This window comes from Solidesulfovibrio magneticus RS-1, from assembly GCF_000010665.1.
In the GTDB taxonomy this organism is placed as follows: Bacteria; Desulfobacterota; Desulfovibrionia; order Desulfovibrionales; family Desulfovibrionaceae; genus Solidesulfovibrio; species Solidesulfovibrio magneticus.
On the sequence record NC_012796.1, the window covers coordinates 4,624,804 to 4,645,161 of the forward strand.

The window sequence follows — 20,358 nt, forward strand, 5'->3', positions numbered from 1 at the left end:
AGCAAGCGAAAAGGACGAAAAATCAGCTTGCCATGTGAAACAGTTTGTCGAATTTCACCGTGCTGAGTATTTTTGCGACTTCAGGCGAGCACATGACAATAGTGATGTCGGCTGACGCTCCGCCGGCTCTTTCCCGCATCATGAGCAACATGCCCAGGGCGCTGCTGTCAAGATACTCCAGTCCTGACATATCGAGGACAATTTTGACACCCGGCTCAAGATTGTCCTTATAGCTTTTACCAAAGTCTTCATAGGTGTAAATGTCGAAGCGCCCGGAGAGGGCAATGGTCAAAACTTTCTGGCCGGCATCCGTTTCTTGAAAGCTGACTTTTACAGACATACACTTCCCTTTCGCACTGCGTGCCGCTCTATTGCAAGAAGCTGCCTCGTCTCTCTAACACAAAACCACAAATGCGATCGCACATCACAGTTCATTTATTCAAGGCAATAGTCAGTTCAAACCGACTTTGCGCTTCCTTGAGCACTTGGTACGCCTGGCGCAACATGCCGTCCTGTTTTTCTCCGTAAGGCACGATGCGTTGCTTGTCACTCTGTATCCGCTGTAAACCGTTCTTGAGATCACCCAGCTTGCCAAGGACCATGGCTCGCTCGTTGCCAAGCTCGACCAGTTCCGCATCCAGCAATTTCTTAAGCACTTTGCTGGCGCGCGTATCGGACGCCGCCTTTCGCAATCGCTTTGTAACATCGTTGATCTGTTCGATGCATGCGCTTTTTTGCGTCTCCAGAAGTCTGATTTCTTCGGTGAGATGGGCCTGTTTGTCCCACAGCGCGCGCATCCGCTCGCCTAAAGCGGCGATTTCCTGGTCAACGGACAGCCCGGCTGCGTCATATTCCGCAATTTCCTGGCGCAAAGCCTCAATACGCTCCTGGTAGAGCGACTCCAATGGGGCCATGTCAAGGGAAACCGTATCCCTTTCGCGCTGCATTCCGTCCATGCTCCCTCCCCTGCCGGTCCCCGCCCGCGGATCCTGTCCGGAATCGACCGGGAGTGTTTGCCCGGCAAAGCCGGCTCCTGATCCATACACAAACGTTATGCAAACATAAATACTTCTGGACGCAGCCTAGCGTGGCATTCACACCCAAACATACCTGCTTGGCGTGAATAAAAACAATAAATTCAAAACATTCATGTCTGAAAAAGCATAACGGCAATGGCCGAACAGCAACACTGTCTACCCGTCTGCGACGTCGCCCGGGCCCGGCCGGCTGCCTGGCTCCCGCGTATCCCGCAGCCGCTCCTGAAATTCCATCATGGATTGCTGCGCATCCTTAAGCGCCTTGGCTGCTTTGAATTTCTCTTCCAGGGCCAGCTGCAGATCGCACTCCAGATCCTTGACCCGGGCCTTGCCCTCGGCCGCGGCCTGCTCCAGCCCGGCCGCCCTTTCTTCAAGCACCTTGTTTTTCTCCAGAATCGTGCCAAGGCGCGTTTCCAGAAACTGGATCTCGTCGATAAGCTCCTTGCGCTCGCCTTCCAACTCCGCCACCCGGCCGCGCAACTCGGCAAGGACCGCGGCGCTTTGTTCCTGGCTGCGCTTCATGCCGCGCAGGCGAAGCTCCGCCTCGTTGCGTTCTTCAAGGAGCTGGTCGATGCCCATCTGCAGCTCCCGCCGCAACGGCATTTCATCCTCCAGGCGGGCCACCGCGGCCTGAAGCTTGTCCCGTTCGCCGCGCAGGGAGACGATGCGATCCTTGGCGTTGTCCAGGTCACGTTCCAGCAGGGAGTTGATGTCCAGGACGTGGGAAAGCTGCCCTTCCATGCTTTTGATGATACCAAGCATGTCCTCGACGGTTTTTCCAAGGTCGATCCCGGCCCCGCCGTTGAGGATCGCCGTCGTCTCCTTGCGGATCGTGTGCAGCATGGCGTCCATGGCCGAGCCCGGCCGGGGATTGTCAAGCACGTCCGGAGCGGCGTGCCGGCCGGCCAGACGCTTTGTCGCATCGAGCACGGCCGTGGCGCCTGCAGCGCATTTTCCCGGCATCCCCTTGTCGTCAGCTTTAAAAAGGGCCATGGCCCCTCCGTAATTCCTGCCTTTTCTGGTAGTAGGCAAGCTTGAATTCCAGCTCCGCGTTGCGGACATGGTCGGCGATGTGCTTAAATTCCCGGGCCGTGCCCGCAATCTTGTCGTCCAGGCGGTCCTTGTCCCGCACAGTGCCCGGCACCGTGGCCTTGACCGACGCCACATGGCTCTGAAGCGCTTCCAGCTCGCCGCGCAAAAACTCCACCTGGCGCACCGCTTTCTCGATCTCCTCCAACCGCGCACGCAACAGCCCCGCCGCCGCCACCAAAGCGCCTTCCTGCTCGGCCTTCTCGTCGTCCAGGTCGCCAAGCTCCCGGATCAAAAACCGTCTTGCTTCGAGCAGTTCCTGCACCGAAGCCTGCAGATGGGCCTCGATCCGGCAAAGTTCCTCCAGCCGGACGCGCTTGGCGGCAAGGCTTTCGGCCTTGCTGTTGCACGCCTCCCGCAGCGTCCGATAGACGTCCTTGAGTTCGGCCAGGGTGGCGTCCTGCCCCCCTGCGCCGTCCGCAGTCCCGTCCAGACCGTTGTCGTGCGGCGCCTGCGCCCCTGCTCCCGGACCGGCCGGGTCAACTTGCTTTTCCGCCGTCATACCAAACGCTCCGTCGGGTCGGCCACGGCCGCCCGGTTCCCTGGGAGCGAACTGCCCGCGCAAGGGCACCCCCTGGCCGCCGGCTGTCCGCGTCTCATCGTGCAATCACCCTAACTCCACTTGTAGCGCATGCCCAGCGACGGCTCCGCAGCGTCGGCGTCCTGTTCCGGCGCCTTCTCCTGGGCCATCTCCGGGCTGCCAAAGATCGTGGTGTCAAAGGGAGCCGGCTCGACTTCCTCGGCGGCGGCGGCAACGGTCGCGGCCGGTTCCTGTTCCGGTTGCGCCGCTGCCTCGGGCGCATCCGAAGACCCGGCGTCGGGCTGGACCGCGTCCCGGGCCATGGCGGCGTCCGGGCCGGAACGCTGGCGCTGCCACCAGTTGAGCGTTTCGTTGATGGCTGCTTCCAGGGTGGTGCCGGAGGCGGTCACGTCAAAGGCCAGATCCTCGCCGGAGATGCCGCGCACGGCCTCCAGGGCCTTTTCGCGAATCTCCAGGACGTTGTCGCCAAGGAGCTTGATCAGCGGCAGAACGGCGTTGGGGTCGTTGAGATTGGCCAGGGCCGAGACCGCGCCCTTGCGCACGCTGTCGTCCTCGTCGCGCAGGCACTGCACCAGGGCCGGTACGGCGTCGGGATAATCCTTCCAACCAAGGAAGGTGACGCCGGTGCGCCGCACTTCCGGATGTTCGTCGCGAAGGGCGGCGATCAGCATGGGGGCCGCCGTGTCCTCGTCGCCGAGCTTGTACAGGCCGCGCAGGCAGGCCATGCGCACCCGATAGGCGGGGTGGGCGGCGAACTCGGTGAAAAGGTCCAGGGCCCGGGCGTCGCCGAGGTTGATCAAGGCGTTGATGATCTCGGTGGTTAGTTCTGGATCGTCCAGCCGCGCCGCGGCCAGCAGTGCCACGACCGCTGCCGGCATGCCGGACTTGCCCAGTTCGGCCGCCGCCAGCATTCTGATTTCCAATTCCTCGTCCAGCAGATCCTCAGCGATCTTGCGGAAGGTCGCCTGCTGGGAGGGGCTGTCGAAGACGGCTTTTTTGGCCGTCCGGTCGATCACGGCCCGAAGGTCGGCCACGGTGGTTTTCTCGATGCGTCCGGCCCCGGCCTTAGCGGCCGCCGGCCGCTCGGCCTGGGGTCTGGCCTTGCGCGGCGACGTCGAAGCCTCGTTTTTCTGGCTCTTGAGGCGCTCAATTTCGGCCTCGTATTCCCGGATGTCCGCGATCAACTTCTGGATCGATTCCTTTTCCAGCGTGCTTTCCGGATCCTGGCCATGCACGCTTTGCTTGCCGATGGCTACGTAACGCAGCTTGATCTGCTTTTCGTACTCGCGGATCTGTTTGTCATACTCCCGGGCCTTGCCCCTGGAAAAAAGCCCCGCCCCCGAAGCCGCGGCCTTGCGGCCAAGCCCGGGCAGCTCGCCGAGCTTGCCGGCCACCGAACAGACGCCCTCCACCGCCCCGGAAGTCTTGTCCAGGGCAAAGGCCACGGCCCGTCCGCCGGCGTTGAGCGCCGCCGCCATTCCTTTAAGCACTATTGAGCGAGAGCTCATGGCGTCTTCCATACGATTCCTCCTGCAGATGCGATTGGATGGTCACAAGGCGGATCATGCAGCAGGCCTGTCCGCCGGATTCACTGCAAGCAATGCAGCTGAGCAAGTCTCAAATTCCACAATAATCCGGCCAAGCGCGTCCCGTTCGCCGACTGCCTCGTCGCGCAGCTGCGCCAGACGTTTTAAAAGTGCGCCCCCCTGGTCAAGCACAAGGGCATTGCAGCGGGCTTTCTCCTCCTGGGCCTGGCGTTGCGCCTCAAAGGCCGCCAGGGCCTGTTCGTACCCAGCACCTTGCAAAAGATCCGCCAGACGCTGGTCCAGGGTTGCCTGCCGCTGCCGCGCGGCCAGGGCCTCGGCCTCGCGCACGGCCAAGGCGGCATCCAGGGCGTCCAGGCCGCCGTCCAGGCCGGCCTGGGCGTCCCGGGCTTCGTCGCGCTGGCCGGCAAACTGCGCGGATGCGTTTTGCGCCGCCAAAATTTCCTGCTCAAGCGCCTCGGCCGACCGGTCATCGGGCACATCCCCGAGGGCCAGGGTCTCTTCGGCCAATTCCTGTCGCCGCAAAGCCAGCCGGTCCTTCTCCTGCCCCAGCGCGTCCCACTGGGCGGCCAGAGCGGCCAGACTGCGGTCAATGCGGTCGATGTCCTCGCGCATGTCACTCATATAGACGTCCAGACGCACCTGCATTTCCTGCTGGATGCCCTGCACGACGCCCTGATCGAGTTGGGCCGGCACCAATCCGGCGATGATGTCCCGGGTCGATGCGGCAACCTGGAGCTCGTCCTCCAGCCGGGACGCCTTGGCCTGCAGCGACGCGGCCAACGGCGCGTATTCGCTTTCCCTGCGGCGCAGGTCGTCGAGAAGCGTCTCCTTCTCCCGCAGCAGATCGAGTACTTCGCCGTGCTCCCTCTCCAACCGCGCCGACTCTTCCTCCAAGGCCCGCAGGCCCGCGCCCATCCCGGCCAGGCTTTGGTCCAGGGCCTCCAACTGCGCGGCAAGGGCGGCCTTTTGCTCCCGAATCGCCGTGTTGCGCTCTTCAAGCTGCGCAACTTCAGGCTCCAGGGAGGCCACGTCTCCTAACACCTCGCCGCGGCGCGCCTGGGCCACCTCGATCTGGTCCTTGACGTATTCCAGATCGCGCTGCAGCTGCCAGATCTGCGGCGTATACAAAGCCCCGTCGTTTCGCGCCTGCAACTGCGTCCCGACATCTTCCAGGATATGGCGAAATCGCTGCCCGACCTCCGGGCGCTGCGTCCACTGCTTTTTCATCCGACATTCTCCTGGGCGGGGCAGGGCCGCGTGCGCGCGGCCTTTAGCGCAAAAATTGTCCGACTGCGGCGATACGAACGACCTGCGCCTGGGCGGCGGCGCGCTGGCCGTCAAGGACAAGCAACTCCTGCGCCGCGGCTTCGAGCCCGGCCTCCAGGGCCCCAACCTCGGACTCGCTAGCCGTTAGCGCCGCTTGCGCCGCCTGCGCTGCGTCCTGGGCCCGCTGGCACACGGCCAGGCGTTGGGCCTGGGCGTCTGCCGCGGCAACGGAAGCGGTAAGCTCCGCTTCAAGAACCACAAGGCAGGCCTGCCTGGCGTCGCGCTCTGCCTGCCCATGGCGCAGGGCCGCCTGGCTCTCTTCACTTTCCATGCGCAGCCGGTCGCGATCCGCCTGGGCCTTCGCAAGTTCGGCCAGGAGATCAAATATGCGCCTTTTCCCGGCGACTTCCGCGGCCAAGGCGGCAACTTCCTGGCGCGCCCCCTCCAACGCGGCGTTGCCTTGGACCACCTCGCCCTGGATTGCGTCGCGCTGGGTGATCATATCCCGGTAGCGCATGGCGACGTCGTTGAGTTCCGCCTCAATGCGTTCCCCATCCAGGGAGGCGCGGGTCAGGCGCTGGGCGATTTCACTGACCAGTTGGAGCTTGCTCTCCTCCAGCGCCGCCAGACGATCCTGTTGCTCCTCGACCTCCCGCTTGAGCGCTTCCAGGCGCTTTGCCTGGGCATCCGCCTTGGGCGCAATCTCGGCCAGCCGTCGGTCAAGGGTCTGCCTGTCGGCGCGCAGACCGCGCACCAGCTCCTGCACGCGCCGATAGGCCTGCTTTTGCGGTTCCAGCCGCGTCTCGGCCCCAGCCAGACTGAGGCGCAGCCGGTACAGTTCGTTTTGGAGCAGCTGGAACTCCCGCTTGGCCACCACGCGCCTGATGCTCAGCTGCTGCAACAACTCATTGGCAACGCCGTGCTCCCGCGTCAGATGCTCCAGGCGTTCCTGCTCCTGCCCCAGCCGGGCCAGCAGGGCGTTGTACCGCTGGACCGGACTTTCGGCTTCAGGGGAAGACGCGCCGCTCCTGGATTCGCTATCAGGCATTGTTGGCGATCCTCTCCCAATGCTCCTGCATCCTGGCGAGCTTGGCTTCGGCTTCGGCCTTTTCCGCAATCGCCTTGTCCCGGGCCTGGGCAGCTTCCAGGAGTTCACTTTCCAGTCGGGCCATGCTGCGCGCCATGTCGTCGTAAAGGCGTTTGGAATCCTTTTCGAACTGCTGCTTCTCCCGAATCGCGGCCTGGGCCTGGGCCACGGCTTTCTCCGCCGTATTCTGGGCGCGATCGTACTGCAAAAGGGCTGCGTCGCGTGCCTCAAAGGCTTGGCGGCATCGCTCCTCGGCTTCGGCCAGGAGGCGGTCGCCCTGGGCCTGGGACTCGGCCAGGGCGGCGGCCAGGCGGTCGCGCTCGGCAGCAGCAGCCCCCGCCTGCTCCCGCAAGGCCTCCAGTTCCGCGCCCTGGGCCGCGAGATCGGCCAAGGCCCGGGCGGCGGCGGCCTCGGCCGCGTTTCGCGCCTGCCCCGCCTCCTCCTTCTCCCGCAGAGCAGCCTGGGCGGCTTCTTCCAGGGCGGCGAGGCGGTCGCGCTGCGCGTCGCGCTCCAGTTCGGACTGCAGCAGCTGGCCTTCCAGGGTTTCCATAATGGCGGCCCGCACGTCCCGGGCCTGGGCGGCGAGGTCTGCTTCACCTGGTGCGGCGGTGCCTGCGGCGGCGGCTGCCGTTGCGGCCACGGTGCGAAGACCTTCCAAGGCCCGGGCCACGTCTGCCGGCGTTGCGCCCCGCAGACGCTGCCAGGCCAACGCCCCTTCGATTTCCGGGACGGCGTAGGCGGCAATGACAGCCTCGCAAGGGCCTGTCCCGGCCGACTCCCGGGCCTGGTCCAGGCCGGAAACGACCTCGACGGCGAAAAACCGGCCAAGCAGGCCCGTCAGGCGCTCCTGCACCGCCGGCTCGGCCTCCAGCACGAGGAGTCTGTCCTTAATCTTGGCCATGCCCGCCTCGCTCCCCGCCCAGGGGGACCGCACGCTGCGCAAACGCTTCCATATACTGCCCCCTTCCCTGCCCAATTAGTCCGCAACGTTACCGCCCGCAAAGCGCAGGTGCAACGCCGGCGCAAGGCGCTTGCCGCATCTCCGTAAAACTCCGAAGGCCATTTCGAAGACGCCTTTTTCCTTGCGGACCAGAGGCGCTTTCCGCCTCCGCCCGCCGGGAGATGATCTCAGGCCGGCTGCGCACTGGCCTCGGATCGCGGATACAATCGGGCTTCGCGTTCCTGCTTGGCCTGGGACAATTCCGCATCGGCCTTGTCGAATTCGACGAACAGCTGGCTTAGATCCTCGTCGCTGAAGAGTTCGTTATGCGGATGGCGTCGCCGCAGGCTGACCGTGCGCTGGCCGATGCGGGCATAGGATTTCGTGCGATCCTTTTCCAGACAGTGAATGCGGTAGGTCAGCGAAATTCCCTTGGTGGAATTTTTCAGCCAGCCCAAAAACTCTTCAACGGTCTCGACAAAGCGATCACCGGCATGTTCCAGTTTGTAGCGGGTATTTTCTTCCATGGCGTCCTCCGCGCATTGTCGTCTAACGGCGTTGTCCCGCCTGCGACAGGTAGGTTGTCTTAATCCTTTCGCAGCTCGTCCCAATAATCCGAAGGCATATCCTTGCAAAGCAGAAGTCCGCCGTTGGCTCCGGCGTATAGCGGCTCTTCCACCCGGCTCACCTTGCCATACCCCAGATGCTCCTGCATGTAGGCTTCAATCAGCCGGGCCATGCCGCCGATCTGGCTGCCGCCGCCGGCCAGCACGACGTTTTGCTTGAGGGAATCCTGGAATTCCGGATCAAAGGAGGCGACCAGCGACCGGATGCCGCCCACGATGTCCGGAATGATAGACCGGCAGGCCTCGTGCAGCGCATCGGTGACGTCCACCGACGTAGGCTTGCCCTTTATGGGCAGCAGGGCCATCACCCGTTCCCCTTTCTCGGAAATGGTGGCGTTTTCCTCTTTGACCCGTTTGACCATGTTGAGTGTGACGTCGACTTCGGCATGCTGGGTCTTGATCAGGTCCAGCAGCACCTCGTCGATATGGTCGCCGGCCTTGGTCAGGGTGATCTGGTCCGCTTCGGTGGGGATGACCCCCGACATGCGGCACAGGTCCACGGTGCCGGCCCCGATGTCCACGATCAGGGCGTTGTTGAGGATGCCCAGGCCGTAGGCCACGGCGAACGGTTCGGACGTGATCATCACGTCGTCGAGGATGCCCTTGGTGATTTCAATCAAGGTTTTCTTGTTCTGGGTGCTGGCCAGGGCCGGGGCACCGATAACGGCCCGCACCACCTGGGCCTGGGGCGACTCCTTGCGCACAAGCCCCACAAGATGGTGGAGCAGATCCCGGGCCACGCCTTTGTAGCGTTCAAATTCCGCCGAGCTGAGATCCTGGAGATTGGAAAATTTGAGCATACCCTTTTCAAAAGGGCGCCGCATCTCCAGAGCCAGCCTGTTTTTGGCCGCTTCTTCGCCAAAGACGACATCTTTGCCCAGCAACTTTTTGGAGATGGCGTCCTTGGGGTAACCGACAATGCTCGAGATGAACGTCCGGACTCCGTTGTCGCAGGCGATCACGCTTCGGGACGTGCCCAGGTCGATCCCGATGTTCAGCACGTTGCTTCCGGACATAGATATGGCTCCTTCGGCTGTCTGCACCTATCCAGCAGAGCGAATCAGTTTGTTTTCGACCATGATGGCGCGCAGCACGGCCCGTCGGGCGTCATCGACCTCCGCGCCCGCACGCGGCTCGTTGACGGCGGAGGCCGGACGCACGCCGAAGCGTTCCAGTTCGGCCAACCGGTCTTCCAGATGCGACACGCGCTGTGCAAGTTGGGCAACCGCCGGATCAGGCGACGGCGCGGCGGCGGGTTTGCGACGGAAAAGGCAGGCCGTGCCCCGGCCGAGGGCACCAAACGGCCTGGCCACGCTCCGGCCCACCGGAGCCAGAGCCCGGGCCGCGCAACTCCCGGTGGCGCTCACCCCCCGGACCACGAGGCTGGCCGACTTGAGCCCCGCATATTCGACCGATGCGGCGGAATAGCGTGCGGCCCGGGCAGCCGCCTGGGTGGTGCACGCGGCACCCCGGGCGACGGCAAGGCCGGTGCGTTTGACCAGGCTTCCGGCAACGAGGGCCGAATACACGATGGTCGCCTGGGAATACCCGCCTATGTCGCCTTCGGTTTCCTGGCATGCCGTCATGTGAGGGGCTCCGTTTTATTGTCTATTACCATGGTATGGTCACCTGTTTCTCGCGGAAAATCAAGTGTCCCGCCGCCGCAGAAGCCAGCGGCCCAGGCGGCCCAGGCGGCCCGTTCCGGCCAGCCCATCCGCCGGCTGCCGCCCCCCCTGCCCGCGGCTTGAGCCGCTCCAGACCCGGATGCCCCCGGCAATGGCCGCGTCCAGGGCGATGCAGGTTCCTTCGCACTCCACCACCAGGCACGGCTGGCGCTGGCGCAAGACGATCTCGGCTCCGGGGCGGATCTGCAGCCCGTTTAATTTGTGCAGCCGGCGGTTGTCCCGGCAATCGATATAGGCCACCCTGGCACGCTGCCCCAACTCCAGATCCGCAAGCGGACTCACGGCATGCCGTGCGGTGCGGTCAAAGCTGTGGCAGCACTCCCCTTCCGGGATGGGGTTGCCGTGGGGGCATTTGCGTGGATGGCCCAAAAGGGTGCACAGCCCGTCAACGAGTTCCGTCGTGACGATATGCTCGAATTCGCAGGCCCCCTCTTCCAGATTGCGCCCGCCGAACACGTCATAGAGCAGCCGCTCGCCGATGCGGTGGGCGCGGATGATCCGTTCGGCCCGCTGCCGTCCGGCAACCGTCAGAGCGATCTGGTCGCCGGCCGGTTCGCACGCAACCAGTCCGCCCCGGACCAGGGCTTCCAGGTGCCGCTTGTCCAGTTCCTGGCACAACGTCTCGGCCAGGACGGCCAGACCGCTTTCGCCGCGTTCCGCCATGACCCAGAGTTTTTCCAGATATTCGTCTTGATAGTTCACGCCTGCTTCCTCTGTGTCGTTGTCGCAATGGGTGCGATCCTGCAACCCCGGCTCATGCCTGTCCATACCACTGCAACAAAAGATTGAGGACCGAGCACGAAGCCAGGGCCGCCAGATTCACGGCAAAAAAGATCGTCATGGAACTGCGCGCCCCAAGCACCTTGGTCATGGCCATTACATTGGCAAAACACGGGATAAACATGGTGGTCAGGGTCACGGCGATGATGCTTTGCCGATAATCGAGCTGACCCTTCCGTATCAGTTCAATGATGAGCGCCGCGGCCGCCTCGTGTCGGGCCAGAAGAAGAATGACTGCGTCCAGCATGGAGGCCGGCAGGCCGAGAAATTTTTCCAGCACCGGGCCCAGAACGGTTTTGAGCCCCTGCAGGATGCCCAACCTGTCCAGGGTGAACAGGGACAAAGCGGCCAAGATGAACACGCCCAGGGATTCATCGAGAAACAGGTACAGGCGGTGCACGGTCTTTCGCAGCACTGCCTTGGGCTGGGGAATGCGGATCGGCGGCAACTCCAGGATAAAGCCCTCAGCTTCCTCGGTATGGGACAAAAACCGGTTGAGCAGATACCCGGCCGCCAGTTCCACCACGACAAGCGCCAAGGAGGAGATGAAAAAGGCGCTCAGGCCCATCCGGCCGATGATGCTCATATTAAGGCCCATCTGGCCGGCGCAGGGGATGGCAAAGGCGATTAGGAAAATTGTGATGAATCGTTCCCGCTTGGACGCAATGGTGCGCGCCGTCAGCGTGGCCATGGTCTTGCAGCCAAAGCCCAGCACCAGTGGCATGATGGCCGAGCCGCCAAGACCCAGCCGGCCGAGGATGCGCCGGGTCAGCACCGAAAGGTTAGGCAAGTAGCCCATGTCTTCCAGCGTATTGAATACCAGATAGAACACGGAAAGGATGGGCAGTACCGTCAGCAAGGCATTGGCCAGCCCCATGGACAGCACGCCGTAATCGCCGATGAGAAAATCCGTCCAAAAGCCCTGCGGCAGGACGCCGGAAAGATACGCATGAATAGGATTCCACACCCGGGCGTTTAACAACTCCGCGATGGCGTTGGCGCCGTCGACCACTAAAATGAAAGTGACATAGAGAATCGAAATCAAAATTGGCGGACCAAAAACCAGCGAGCGCGACATTCGGGCAACGAGCTGCAGGATGTCGCGGTCATGGCGCGAACGCTGCTGCACCAGCAAGCGGCAGGTTGCGTCGATCCACTGGTTGGCCCCATTGGTCAGAAGGCTCAGGGCGTCGCCGGGAAGCGCCCGGGCGGCGGCAGCGGCGGCCAAGGCGGGCGAGTTGTCCGAAGGGGCCGGCCCGGCCGGAAAAAAATCCGCAACAGCGCCCCCCAGCAGCACATGCCGGGCTGCGGCGCCCGGATAGGGGCAATCGACCGGCAAGGAAGCCGCCACAATCTCCAAGGCCGCGCCAAGGGCTGCGCCGTGGTCCAGGCCCTCGGGCCGGGCCGGCCGGGCCTGGGGCAGAGCCTGGGCCAGCAGACTGACGTCATCGGCCCCGCCGCGCTGTTCCACCACAGGCACGCCCAGGCGATCGGCCAAGCCGGGTGCGTCGATGGTCAGGCCCCGGTTGTTGGCCTCTTCCACCATGTTGAGCGCGACGACCATGGGCAATCCCAGGGTCTGCACTTCGAGCAAAAGCGACAACGATTGTTTGAACCGGTTGGCGTCCAGGCACAGGATGGCGATGATCTGCCCCGGGGCCGCAAGCGCCTCGCGCACAGCCTCCCCCCGTGACAGGCTGGCGAAGAGGTCCGTGAAGCCCGGCGCGTCGACGATTTCGTAAGGGTCGTCGGTCACCAGCAACGGGGCGCGTTCCAACTCAAGCGTGGTCAGCGGAGCATTGGCCACGGCGACATACCGGCCGGTAAGCCTCGTAAAAAGCGTGCTTTTCCCACTGTTTGGCAAGCCAAGGAGGACCGCTTGCGTCGGTTTTGCTGCAGACGTTGACATCTTACTCTCTTTGATGGGAGGAGGAAAAGGCATGCCTCTCCTTTCTGCGCATCCTTAAACCAAACGGTATTCCATGGCATATGAGATCGACGAAGCCTGCGTCGGGTGCAGCGCCTGCGCCAAGAAATGCCCTGAGGGGGCCATCTCCGGCGAACCGAAAAAGCAGCACCAAATCGACTCGCTTTTCTGCGTCGATTGCGGCGTCTGCTTCAACACCTGCCCCCGGGGTGCCATCCTTGATCCAAATGGCCGGCGTTCTCCCAAAAAAGGCAAAAAATCAGAACTCAAAGCCAATATCCAGGACACTATCTGCGCCGCCTGCAAGACCTGCCTGCTGCATTGCCCCCAAGGGGCCATCAGCGTGGTCAAAAAAGGAATTTTCCGGAGTCTCAAATGCCAGGTGGACCCCCTCGTGTGCGTCGGCTGCGGGGCCTGCCAGAATCTTTGCATCACCGGAGCCATCACTCTTCGCGACCCTGATCAGGCAGATACGCCTTGAAATAGTAGCCGCATTTCGGACAGCAACTGACGACTTCCCGGGCCGAGGCGGCGTACACGCCACAAAGCAGCACGAAGACGCCGATGACAAGGCCACCGAAAAGGCTCAGCAGCACCCCCCCGGCAATCACCCAGTACGGCCAATTGCCTTCGTACTTGCGGATGCGCAGGATATCCATGGGCGTGTCACACTGGTTGCACGGTACCCCGGCTTTGCGCTCTATTTTCGTGGCCATTCCCGCCCCCAAGCTAGTGCAGCTTCTTTTTGATGTCGCCAAGGCCCATGGTCAGGCCCAGGGCGCCGCCGACCACGCCGGCAATCTTGGTGACCACGCCGGCCAGAATCAGTTCCCCGGCGCTGGCCACCACGGCAATGGTGGCAATACCGGCCAAAAGGCCCACGCCGCCGCCAATGACGACCTTGGTCCCCACCGACAGCACGTCGGACACCCCGACCTGCCGGGGGGCTTCCAGGGCATCTTCCAGATACTCGGCATCGGGCTTGGCCGCCCGGCCCTTTTGCGACCGTATGGCCGCCACCCGGCTTTCGTAGGATTGGGCGTTGTCGATCATGTCTTAGCTCCCGTTCAGGTAAAAGGGCGGAACAAAGTGTTTCCGCTTGCTCTCCGGCTTGGTTGCTTTGGTTTCCTCTTCCCCGGCCACCACGACGTTGGTCACGGCCCCGGCCATGCCCGCGCCGGTGACGACCTTGGCCACCAAGGCCATTTCAAGGGCGGCCTTGAGCCCCACCACCCCGGCGGCGGCCAGTCCCACAAAGGAAGTGGCCAACCCGACACAGGCCCCAAAGGCCAGGGTTTTGCCGACTTTTTTGGGTTTGGCAGGCAGATGCAGCCAATCCGGGCAATGCAGGCGGTTGTCGCCGTTCATGAATTTATGGTGCAGATTACACACTTCGGGACTGTACCCACGGATAGGACAGGCCTTGCAGGGATTTTCCGGTTTCATGCTTGCGCCCCACACATCGTACGCGCTTTTACAGGCTTGAAATTGACATGGACGTTTTCAAAGTCGTCCAGAGCCGCCAGCAGCGCGCTGCGTACCGCATCGGCAATGCGGCGGCCATCCGAAACTGTGTTGGCCGGGTCGACGAAGATGTCTACGTCGGCCCAGACCTTTCTGCCCATCTGCTTGGTCTTGATGCGCCCCACGTCGGTCACGCCGGCCACGCCCAAGGCTATAGTCTCTATACGCTCCTCATATTGCTCATTGACCGAATGGTCCAGCAGTCCCCGCACCGCTTCCAGGAAGACCTGGAAAATGATCTTGGCAATGAGCGCGATGACAATCAGGGAGCCGATGTCGTCCAGGACCGGCACGCCGACCCACGGCCCCACGGAACACAGCCCGACCACGGCGGCGGAATACATACCGGCCCGGCTGGCCCAGGCATTGGCCAGGATGGTCTGGCTCTTGGCCTGATGGGCCACGCATTGCAGATAGCGAAACATGCGCTCATTGACGATGACCGAGACCACGGCCACGAGAAACGGCGTAAAATCGGACTGGGCCGTTGGCGTGCCGAAAATATCCTCGATGTCGTAGACCGTCAGGATCGTGGTGGCGGCCGCGAAAAACAGGCACGTAAAAGCGGCGGCCACGAATTCCACCTTGCCGTAGCCAAAAGGGAAATCGTCATTGGCCGGCTTGGAACTGACTTTCTGGGTCAGGATCATCATGCCGGAACCGATGATGTCGCAAAGCGACTGCAAGGCAATGGCCAAACAGGCCTTGCTTCCGGTTGTGACGCCGACAGACCCTTGCAACACCGCCAGGAAAAGACTCGTCCACAAGCCTATCCAGCCGACGTTATTGACGCATTTGAGGCAATCCTGACAGACTTTTCGCATAGTTTAATCCAAGATATCGTCGACGTCAGGCAATCTTTTCCGGCTGCCATGTTTCTTGCGTTCCAGAAGCAATCGCCGCTTGAGTTCCTCTTCCCGGGCCACGCCGATGAAGTGGCGGATGAGAAATCCGGCCACTCCGGCGATGGCAATAACAAAAATCAGACGGATCTGGAGTTCCTTGCCAAACACCAGATGCACCGGCACATGGTCGAAGTTGTTGATGGTGAAAAGCACCGCCACAACGGTCAGGACCACTGTCACTATCGTTCTTAACATCCAGCGTGCTCCATTGCGAGAAAAGCAGTCACGTCACCGTCTCTCCTTGGCTCCCCCATTTCACTGGACCGGCCCGCTGTAGGCGCGAATCCCCTGGCTGCCCGCCGCCAGGCCGGCCGCGCCGCCGGGCAGGGGCTGCCAGCCCTGCTCCCGAAACGGAGCGGCCGGCTGCTCCCGCACCGTCGAGGTCTGGCCGGGCAAAGGCTGCCAGGACGGCTGGGTCAGGGCCGCCGGATGGTAGATCAGCGGCTGCGGTCCCATGCCGGGTTTCCATTCCAGCCCCGGAGCGACAATGGGCCGGGTCAGGGCCGCCGCCACCAGGGCCTGGGGGCTCTGGGGCTTTTTCTTGGCATTGGACAAGACAACGACCACGATCAGGGCCAAGACGGCGAATACGCCCAGGATCCAGACGTAGACGTTGGAATCAGTTATGAATGCAAACATCCGCTTTGGCATCACGCAACGCTCCCTCGTCAAAAGGCGTAACCAACCTGACATGCCCGCACCGGGTGCATTCCAGACAGCGGATGCACTCGCCGGAATTATGCTCCAGGGCGACGTCGAGTTCCATGGGACACTTGGCATCGCACACCCGGCAGTTGTCGCAGTGGGGCGACACTTCCAGGCGGATCAGACTGAAACGGTTAAACAAGGCAAAAATAGCCCCCAGCGGACACACGGCTTTGCAAAACGGACGCCGGGCCAGGACAAACCAGACGAGACAGACCGCCAGGATGGCCAGTCCGGCATAAAACTGCGGCCCGGGCGTGCCCGGCAGCACCGGCTGGCCGGTGAGGGGGTTGACCGGATCCCAGAGAATCCACGGTACGCCGGCGGTGAGGGTGCCGGCCGGACAGAGCTTGGAAAACCAGGTGTCGCCGGTAAAATACGGCAGGGCCATGGCCACGATAACCAGGAAACCGTACTTGCCATAGCGCATGAACCGGGGCGTCTTGAACTTGGGGCTGGGAATCTTGTGCATCAAGTCCTGAAGAAAGCCGAAGGGACAGACCCAGCCGCAGGCCATGCGCCCGACGGTAAACCCCACAGCCGACAGGATGCCAATGAGCAGATAGGGCACGGCCCGAATGGCCATGAAATGCTGCAGCGTCCCGATGGGACAGGAAAAAAGCGCCCCAGGACAGGAATAGCAGTTGAGATAGGGCACACAAATGCCCTTCAGGGGATTGGAATTGACTGTCCGCGTCAGCGCCGCCCCAACAAAGCTGTTGCTGAGCACCGAACTGGCCAACTGTATTGCCGCCCTGAAACTGGGAAGCTGCATGAAACACCTATTCCTCTAAAACCTTTCTTAACGGGGAGCGAACTGGCCCACCGGGCCGGTTGGCGCGCCGCCTCAGCCGCCGGCAAAGGCGGCCTGGGTCGCGGCGGCCGGGGCCAGGCTGCGAAACTGCGCAGGCGTGCCGCAGGTTGGGCAGACGACGGTTTTTGCGCCGGGCTGCTGGGGCGCGCCCACCGCGCCATGGACCGGGCACACATACTGCCCGCCGGGACAGGGTGCCGCAGTCCTGGCCGCCGGCGCGGGTACAGGCGCGCCAGGCGTGGCGGCCAGCATGATCTTGTTGGCCGTGGTCATTTCCGTGGACCAGTGGGAAAAGCCGAAAATGCCCCAGTAAAGGGCCGTGGCCACCGCAGCCGAGGCCACAACGCAGCCGGCAAAGACCAGAAGCGAACGAACGGGCACTTCGTGGCTGATCTCACGCCCGGGCGAAGCTTCCTGCAGATCGTCGAATGCTTCCATGATGTTCCTCACGCTTTTTTATGCGCCCCAGGGGCGGGACGCGCGCCGTGCACAGCCGGTCGGGCTACCCGAGCCCGATGCAGGAGCCTCAGAGGGTCGCTCCGTTGTACCACGTTTCCCGAAATTCGCCCTTCCACAAGCCGATGCCGACGAACACGAGGCTGCCCGTCAAGGCGATGGCGACAAGGCTGGTGACAAAAATCCGCATCCGCCCCTCCTAGCGCGCCTGTCCGGACAGGAGCGCGCCGGCGTCGTTGATGGGCACGGCAAAGCCGATGCCTGAATAGCGATGGTCGGGCATGACGCTGGCCATGTTGATGCCGACCACTTCGCCGCGCAGATTGACCAGCGGCCCGCCGTCGTTGCCCTCGTTGACTGCAGCGTCGGTCTGGATGAGGTCGGGATAGCGCACCCCGCCGATATTGATCTTGCGGCTGTCGCTGCTGACGATGCCCATGGTCACGGTGCCGGCAAAGCCGAAGGGATTGCCCACGGCGAAAACGATGTCGCCCACGCCCAGGCTGTCGGAGTTGCCCAGGGGCACGGCCGGGAAGGTCTTTTGCGAGCGAATCTTGAGCAGCGCCAGATCGGTCTTGGTGTCCACGCCGATCACGTCGGCCAGCACCTGCCGGCCGGCGTCGCCGGCCAGGGTGACCTTGACCAGGGTCGCCTTGCCCACGGTCTGGAAGGTGGTCAGCACATACCCCCGGTCATCGACGATGACGCCGGAACCGGTGGATTCCGAGGGGCCGCCCGACGGGGTCAGGTAGGCCACGCCGCCGGTGGGCTGGCCCTCGCCGCCGGGACCGGGTTTGGTCACGCGGACCACGGCAGGCTGCACCAGGGCCAAAATCCGGTTCACACCGTCGCGCATGCTCGGGGCATTGCCGGCGGCCGCGGCCCCGGCGGAAAGCTGGATGGGCGCGGCCGGGGTCGGCATGGTCGGGATCAGATCCTGGTTCAGATAGCCCCGAAACACCGTGAAGTTGGTGGCCAGGGAGGCCACCAGCAAGGCCCCCACGAACAGCGCCGGCCAGAAAAGGCTTTTGACCTGGAATTTTTTATTCTTTTTCATATCAGATTGGCTATCCGCAAGATCACCGCGCAGGCGGCCATGGCCGAGGCCATGACGCCGCACGCCCGGGCACGGGTGTTCGTTTTAAGCGACTGCAACAACAGGCCGCCCATGGAGCCCACAAGCGCCGCGGCGCACAATTGCACCAACATGGGCACGTCGTACTGGCCGACCACGGCATGGCCCAGGTAGCCAAACAAACCGACCACGGGCGTCATGACTGCGGCCACGGCGGCGGCCACCGGCAGGGGAATCCGGAACACGGTCATGACCATGGGCAAAAGAAGCCAGCTGCCCGACGCGCCGAGCAGGCCGCCCAGGCCGGCGGCCACCAGCACGCAGGCGGACAGGGAGGCCAGTCCCAGGACATACGGCTCGCCGCCGTAGACCGGGCGCCAGGCCAGCCCGCCCCGGTCGCGGCGTCCGCCCCAGACGGATTCCAGGGCCGGGTTGCGTGAAAAGAGCATGGCTGCCAGCAGCAGGCAGGCCGCCAGCCCCATGGGCAGATAGGTCGGGTCGAGAAAGGCTGCGCCAAACGCCCCGCCAAACGCCCCCAGGGCGGCCGGCGGCAGGACAACGGCAAAAAGGCGCAGGTCGATGCAGTCGGACCCGTCAAAGCGCACCATGGCCGGCAGCCCGACCACGGCCAGCATGAGCAGCGAAGCGGCGCAGGCCATTTCCAGGCCCAGACCGTGGAAAAGCAGGATGGGCACGAACAGCAAGCCGGCGTCAAAGCCGATGGCCGTGGCCAGCAGTGCGGCCAGCAGCACGGCGGCGTACGTGACGTAGGGCGCGCCGCCAAGGCTTTTAAGGCCCGGTATCCTGGCCACAATAGTATTCCAGGCTACTGTGGTAGGCCCGGCCACGGGCTTTTCATTGATCATCACATGGCAGGTGTCGCAGTTGCCCAGGGGTGGATGCGGCATGGTTGACTGCATGTTGACCACGAGCTTTTTGGTAATGACGTGGCAGGTGGTGCAGTCGGAAAAGGTCTTGTGTGTGGCGTCGTTGGGCGGCGTCTTGTTGAGATCCACCGGCTCCTTGGGATTGGGCGGCGGCGGCAGGGCCGGCGCGGCGGCGGCGGCGGTCTGGAGCGCGCCGGCGACGGCAGGCGCGGTCATGACCGTGGCAGGCAGGGGCATAAATCCCGGCTGAAGCGCGCTCTGACCCGGCGACGCGGCAACCGCTCCCCCGGCCGGGGGAGCCTGGGGCGCGGCCCCGGGCTGGCGGGGGGGAATGCCGGCAAACGGCGGCTGGCCCGCCGGGTTTGCCCCGGCCGCTCCCTGGGTCTGGACAGGCAAGCCCTGGACCGGCTGGGCGGCAGTTGGCAGCGGCTGGCCGACGGGCAAGGCGTCGGGCGGTACAGCAGCCGGCTGGCCGACGGCGGGCAGCGGCTGGGCCGGTTGGCCGGCGATGGTCAGCGGCTGGCCCGCCGGCCCCGGGTTCGGCAGAGCCTGGGCCGGCAATGCCGCGCCCGGCTGGGGCCGGACCGGATTGACGGCGGCCGCGGGAGCTGGCTGATCGGGCAACGGCTGGAACCCGGGCCGCAGACCACCCTGGGGCCCGACGGCGGTCGGCGTTCCGGCCGCAACCGGCGTCCCGGTCGCAGCCGGCGTGCCGGCCGGGGCGGAGCGGATGGTGGGCACTGCCCCGATGGTGCGGGAAATAAAATGCTTGGCCCGATTGATGGGAATGGTGAAGGCGATGCCGGTATAGGCGTTTTCGGGAGAAAAAATGGCGGCGTTTATGCCCACGGCCACGCCGTTGAGATCAAGCAGCGGGCCGCCGCTGTTGCCCTGGGTGATGGCCGCGTCGGTCTGGATCATGTCGCGGTAGGCCACGCCGTTTATCATGAGATTGCGGTGCAGGCCGCTGACGATGCCGAAGGTGGCCGAATGCTCGTAGCCGTAGGGGCTGCCGACGCTGACGACCCAGTCGCCGACGGCCAGTCCGGCGGCATCGCCCAGGGGGGCCGGGCGCAAGGCGGCGGCCGGCTCGATCTTGAGCAGAGCCAGATCGTTGTCCACGTCCTCGTCCACGATGGTCGCCGGCAACTCCGTTCCCGAGCCGTTCCAGAGCGCGACCGTGACGCGTTCCCCGGACCGCACCACATGGGAGTTGGTCAGGATGTAGCCGCGTTCGTCCACGACGAGACCCGATCCGACGCTTTCAAACCACATTTCGCCGCCGCCCTTGAGCATCTGGCGCTTTTGCGCCTTGACGCTCGCCACCGAGGGTTTGATGGCCGCCAACGCTTGGCGCACATCAGCCTGCAGTTGATCCAGGACCGCCGCGGCCCCCTGGCACTGGGCCGCCTGGAGCCAAAGCCCCAGGCAACACGCCGCCGTCCAGACAATCCGCCATGCTGCCAT

24 protein-coding genes are annotated in these 20,358 nt (G+C 63.8%); 1 reads left to right on the top strand and 23 read right to left on the bottom strand.

Annotated features, from left to right (window positions below; genetic code table 11):
- Positions 1 to 22: 22 nt before the first annotated feature.
- The 13 genes from DMR_RS19235 to DMR_RS19295 all read right to left on the bottom strand — a co-directional run bounded on the left by DMR_RS19235 (position 23) and on the right by DMR_RS19295 (position 12,540).
- Positions 23 to 340, bottom strand: coding sequence for an STAS domain-containing protein (locus DMR_RS19235; RefSeq protein ID WP_015862705.1), 318 nt, complete (start codon positions 338 to 340; stop codon positions 23 to 25).
- A 91-nt stretch (positions 341 to 431) separates the two neighbouring features.
- Positions 432 to 956 (bottom strand): hypothetical protein, encoded by a 525-nt coding sequence (locus DMR_RS19240; protein WP_015862706.1) that lies wholly within the window; start codon positions 954 to 956, stop codon positions 432 to 434.
- 237 nt (positions 957 to 1,193) lie between these two features.
- Positions 1,194 to 2,030: a hypothetical protein gene (locus tag DMR_RS19245; RefSeq protein ID WP_015862707.1), complete on the bottom strand. Its 837-nt coding sequence runs from the start codon at positions 2,028 to 2,030 to the stop codon at positions 1,194 to 1,196.
- A complete protein-coding gene (locus DMR_RS19250) occupies positions 2,017 to 2,628 on the bottom strand; it encodes a hypothetical protein (protein WP_015862708.1) in 612 nt (203 codons plus the stop codon). The genes DMR_RS19245 and DMR_RS19250 overlap by 14 nt, the downstream gene beginning before the upstream one ends.
- 110 nt (positions 2,629 to 2,738) lie before the next feature.
- The gene (locus DMR_RS22600; protein ID WP_015862709.1) at positions 2,739 to 4,187 is read right to left on the bottom strand and encodes a HEAT repeat domain-containing protein; all 1,449 of its coding nucleotides are present in this window, start codon (positions 4,185 to 4,187) and stop codon (positions 2,739 to 2,741) included.
- A gap of 42 nt (positions 4,188 to 4,229) precedes the next feature.
- Complete coding sequence (locus tag DMR_RS19260; protein WP_015862710.1) at positions 4,230 to 5,441, bottom strand: hypothetical protein; 1,212 nt, start codon at positions 5,439 to 5,441, stop codon at positions 4,230 to 4,232.
- Between the two features lie 43 nt (positions 5,442 to 5,484).
- Positions 5,485 to 6,528 carry a hypothetical protein gene (locus DMR_RS19265; RefSeq protein WP_015862711.1) on the bottom strand — a complete coding sequence of 348 codons (1,044 nt, stop codon included), beginning with the start codon at positions 6,526 to 6,528 and terminating at the stop codon, positions 5,485 to 5,487.
- Entirely contained in the window at positions 6,521 to 7,468 is a 948-nt protein-coding gene (locus tag DMR_RS22605) for a hypothetical protein (RefSeq protein WP_052279024.1), read from the bottom strand. Before DMR_RS22605 ends, DMR_RS19265 begins: the two co-directional genes overlap by 8 nt.
- A gap of 227 nt (positions 7,469 to 7,695) precedes the next feature.
- Positions 7,696 to 8,034, bottom strand: a complete 339-nt coding sequence (locus tag DMR_RS19275; protein WP_015862713.1) for a hypothetical protein — start codon at positions 8,032 to 8,034, stop codon at positions 7,696 to 7,698.
- A gap of 59 nt (positions 8,035 to 8,093) precedes the next feature.
- On the bottom strand, positions 8,094 to 9,149 hold the full coding sequence (gene mamK / locus DMR_RS19280) for a MamK family actin-like protein (RefSeq protein ID WP_015862714.1): 1,056 nt from the start codon (positions 9,147 to 9,149) through the stop codon (positions 8,094 to 8,096).
- A gap of 27 nt (positions 9,150 to 9,176) precedes the next feature.
- On the bottom strand, positions 9,177 to 9,719 hold the full coding sequence (locus DMR_RS19285) for a hypothetical protein (protein ID WP_015862715.1): 543 nt from the start codon (positions 9,717 to 9,719) through the stop codon (positions 9,177 to 9,179).
- 60 nt (positions 9,720 to 9,779) lie between these two features.
- Positions 9,780 to 10,520, bottom strand: coding sequence for a metal-dependent transcriptional regulator (locus DMR_RS19290; RefSeq protein ID WP_015862716.1), 741 nt, complete (start codon positions 10,518 to 10,520; stop codon positions 9,780 to 9,782).
- Positions 10,521 to 10,572: 52 nt separating this feature from the next.
- A complete protein-coding gene (locus DMR_RS19295) occupies positions 10,573 to 12,540 on the bottom strand; it encodes a FeoB small GTPase domain-containing protein (protein WP_081429654.1) in 1,968 nt (655 codons plus the stop codon).
- 40 nt (positions 12,541 to 12,580) lie between these two features.
- Between DMR_RS19295 and DMR_RS23890 the strand changes: the two genes are divergently transcribed.
- A complete protein-coding gene (locus tag DMR_RS23890; protein ID WP_015862718.1) occupies positions 12,581 to 13,006 on the top strand; it encodes a 4Fe-4S binding protein in 426 nt (141 codons plus the stop codon).
- On the opposite strand, the gene DMR_RS24770 is transcribed toward DMR_RS23890, so the two are convergent.
- The 10 genes from DMR_RS24770 to DMR_RS22615 all read right to left on the bottom strand — a co-directional run bounded on the left by DMR_RS24770 (position 12,969) and on the right by DMR_RS22615 (position 20,358).
- Positions 12,969 to 13,241 carry a hypothetical protein gene (locus DMR_RS24770; protein ID WP_148208486.1) on the bottom strand — a complete coding sequence of 91 codons (273 nt, stop codon included), beginning with the start codon at positions 13,239 to 13,241 and terminating at the stop codon, positions 12,969 to 12,971. The two genes, DMR_RS23890 and DMR_RS24770, sit on opposite strands and share 38 nt — an antisense overlap.
- Positions 13,242 to 13,254: 13 nt before the next feature.
- Complete coding sequence (locus DMR_RS19310) at positions 13,255 to 13,578, bottom strand: hypothetical protein (RefSeq protein ID WP_015862720.1); 324 nt, start codon at positions 13,576 to 13,578, stop codon at positions 13,255 to 13,257.
- A gap of 3 nt (positions 13,579 to 13,581) precedes the next feature.
- Positions 13,582 to 13,893: a hypothetical protein gene (locus tag DMR_RS19315; protein ID WP_043601157.1), complete on the bottom strand. Its 312-nt coding sequence runs from the start codon at positions 13,891 to 13,893 to the stop codon at positions 13,582 to 13,584.
- 74 nt (positions 13,894 to 13,967) lie between these two features.
- Positions 13,968 to 14,873: a cation diffusion facilitator family transporter gene (locus DMR_RS19320; RefSeq protein ID WP_015862722.1), complete on the bottom strand. Its 906-nt coding sequence runs from the start codon at positions 14,871 to 14,873 to the stop codon at positions 13,968 to 13,970.
- A gap of 3 nt (positions 14,874 to 14,876) precedes the next feature.
- Complete coding sequence (locus tag DMR_RS19325) at positions 14,877 to 15,149, bottom strand: LapA family protein (protein WP_015862723.1); 273 nt, start codon at positions 15,147 to 15,149, stop codon at positions 14,877 to 14,879.
- A gap of 60 nt (positions 15,150 to 15,209) precedes the next feature.
- A complete protein-coding gene (locus DMR_RS19330; protein WP_043601163.1) occupies positions 15,210 to 15,593 on the bottom strand; it encodes a hypothetical protein in 384 nt (127 codons plus the stop codon).
- Positions 15,574 to 16,434, bottom strand: coding sequence for a 4Fe-4S binding protein (locus tag DMR_RS19335; protein WP_015862725.1), 861 nt, complete (start codon positions 16,432 to 16,434; stop codon positions 15,574 to 15,576). The genes DMR_RS19330 and DMR_RS19335 overlap by 20 nt, the downstream gene beginning before the upstream one ends.
- Before the next feature lie 72 nt (positions 16,435 to 16,506).
- The gene (locus DMR_RS19340; protein WP_015862726.1) at positions 16,507 to 16,911 is read right to left on the bottom strand and encodes a hypothetical protein; all 405 of its coding nucleotides are present in this window, start codon (positions 16,909 to 16,911) and stop codon (positions 16,507 to 16,509) included.
- A gap of 217 nt (positions 16,912 to 17,128) precedes the next feature.
- On the bottom strand, positions 17,129 to 17,986 hold the full coding sequence (locus DMR_RS22610; RefSeq protein ID WP_015862727.1) for a S1C family serine protease: 858 nt from the start codon (positions 17,984 to 17,986) through the stop codon (positions 17,129 to 17,131).
- Positions 17,983 to 20,358: a S1C family serine protease gene (locus DMR_RS22615; RefSeq protein ID WP_015862728.1), complete on the bottom strand. Its 2,376-nt coding sequence runs from the start codon at positions 20,356 to 20,358 to the stop codon at positions 17,983 to 17,985. The genes DMR_RS22610 and DMR_RS22615 overlap by 4 nt, the downstream gene beginning before the upstream one ends.

What these genes read in the sequence shown, in the direction of transcription:
- DMR_RS19235 (WP_015862705.1), bottom strand. Translation starts at nt 340, where the DNA reads ATGTCTGTAAAAGTCAGCTTTCAAGAAACGGATGCCGGCCAGAAAGTT.
- DMR_RS19240 (WP_015862706.1), bottom strand. Translation starts at nt 956, where the DNA reads ATGGACGGAATGCAGCGCGAAAGGGATACGGTTTCCCTTGACATGGCC.
- DMR_RS19245 (WP_015862707.1), bottom strand. Translation starts at nt 2,030, where the DNA reads ATGGCCCTTTTTAAAGCTGACGACAAGGGGATGCCGGGAAAATGCGCT.
- DMR_RS19250 (WP_015862708.1), bottom strand. Translation starts at nt 2,628, where the DNA reads ATGACGGCGGAAAAGCAAGTTGACCCGGCCGGTCCGGGAGCAGGGGCG.
- DMR_RS22600 (WP_015862709.1), bottom strand. Translation starts at nt 4,187, where the DNA reads ATGGAAGACGCCATGAGCTCTCGCTCAATAGTGCTTAAAGGAATGGCG.
- DMR_RS19260 (WP_015862710.1), bottom strand. Translation starts at nt 5,441, where the DNA reads ATGAAAAAGCAGTGGACGCAGCGCCCGGAGGTCGGGCAGCGATTTCGC.
- DMR_RS19265 (WP_015862711.1), bottom strand. Translation starts at nt 6,528, where the DNA reads ATGCCTGATAGCGAATCCAGGAGCGGCGCGTCTTCCCCTGAAGCCGAA.
- DMR_RS22605 (WP_052279024.1), bottom strand. Translation starts at nt 7,468, where the DNA reads ATGGCCAAGATTAAGGACAGACTCCTCGTGCTGGAGGCCGAGCCGGCG.
- DMR_RS19275 (WP_015862713.1), bottom strand. Translation starts at nt 8,034, where the DNA reads ATGGAAGAAAATACCCGCTACAAACTGGAACATGCCGGTGATCGCTTT.
- mamK (WP_015862714.1), bottom strand. Translation starts at nt 9,149, where the DNA reads ATGTCCGGAAGCAACGTGCTGAACATCGGGATCGACCTGGGCACGTCC.
- DMR_RS19285 (WP_015862715.1), bottom strand. Translation starts at nt 9,719, where the DNA reads ATGACGGCATGCCAGGAAACCGAAGGCGACATAGGCGGGTATTCCCAG.
- DMR_RS19295 (WP_081429654.1), bottom strand. Translation starts at nt 12,540, where the DNA reads ATGCCTTTTCCTCCTCCCATCAAAGAGAGTAAGATGTCAACGTCTGCA.
- DMR_RS23890 (WP_015862718.1), top strand. Translation starts at nt 12,581, where the DNA reads ATGGCATATGAGATCGACGAAGCCTGCGTCGGGTGCAGCGCCTGCGCC.
- DMR_RS24770 (WP_148208486.1), bottom strand. Translation starts at nt 13,241, where the DNA reads ATGGCCACGAAAATAGAGCGCAAAGCCGGGGTACCGTGCAACCAGTGT.
- DMR_RS19310 (WP_015862720.1), bottom strand. Translation starts at nt 13,578, where the DNA reads ATGATCGACAACGCCCAATCCTACGAAAGCCGGGTGGCGGCCATACGG.
- DMR_RS19315 (WP_043601157.1), bottom strand. Translation starts at nt 13,893, where the DNA reads ATGAACGGCGACAACCGCCTGCATTGCCCGGATTGGCTGCATCTGCCT.
- DMR_RS19320 (WP_015862722.1), bottom strand. Translation starts at nt 14,873, where the DNA reads ATGCGAAAAGTCTGTCAGGATTGCCTCAAATGCGTCAATAACGTCGGC.
- DMR_RS19325 (WP_015862723.1), bottom strand. Translation starts at nt 15,149, where the DNA reads ATGTTAAGAACGATAGTGACAGTGGTCCTGACCGTTGTGGCGGTGCTT.
- DMR_RS19330 (WP_043601163.1), bottom strand. Translation starts at nt 15,593, where the DNA reads ATGTTTGCATTCATAACTGATTCCAACGTCTACGTCTGGATCCTGGGC.
- DMR_RS19335 (WP_015862725.1), bottom strand. Translation starts at nt 16,434, where the DNA reads ATGCAGCTTCCCAGTTTCAGGGCGGCAATACAGTTGGCCAGTTCGGTG.
- DMR_RS19340 (WP_015862726.1), bottom strand. Translation starts at nt 16,911, where the DNA reads ATGGAAGCATTCGACGATCTGCAGGAAGCTTCGCCCGGGCGTGAGATC.
- DMR_RS22610 (WP_015862727.1), bottom strand. Translation starts at nt 17,986, where the DNA reads ATGAAAAAGAATAAAAAATTCCAGGTCAAAAGCCTTTTCTGGCCGGCG.
- DMR_RS22615 (WP_015862728.1), bottom strand. Translation starts at nt 20,358, where the DNA reads ATGGCAGCATGGCGGATTGTCTGGACGGCGGCGTGTTGCCTGGGGCTT.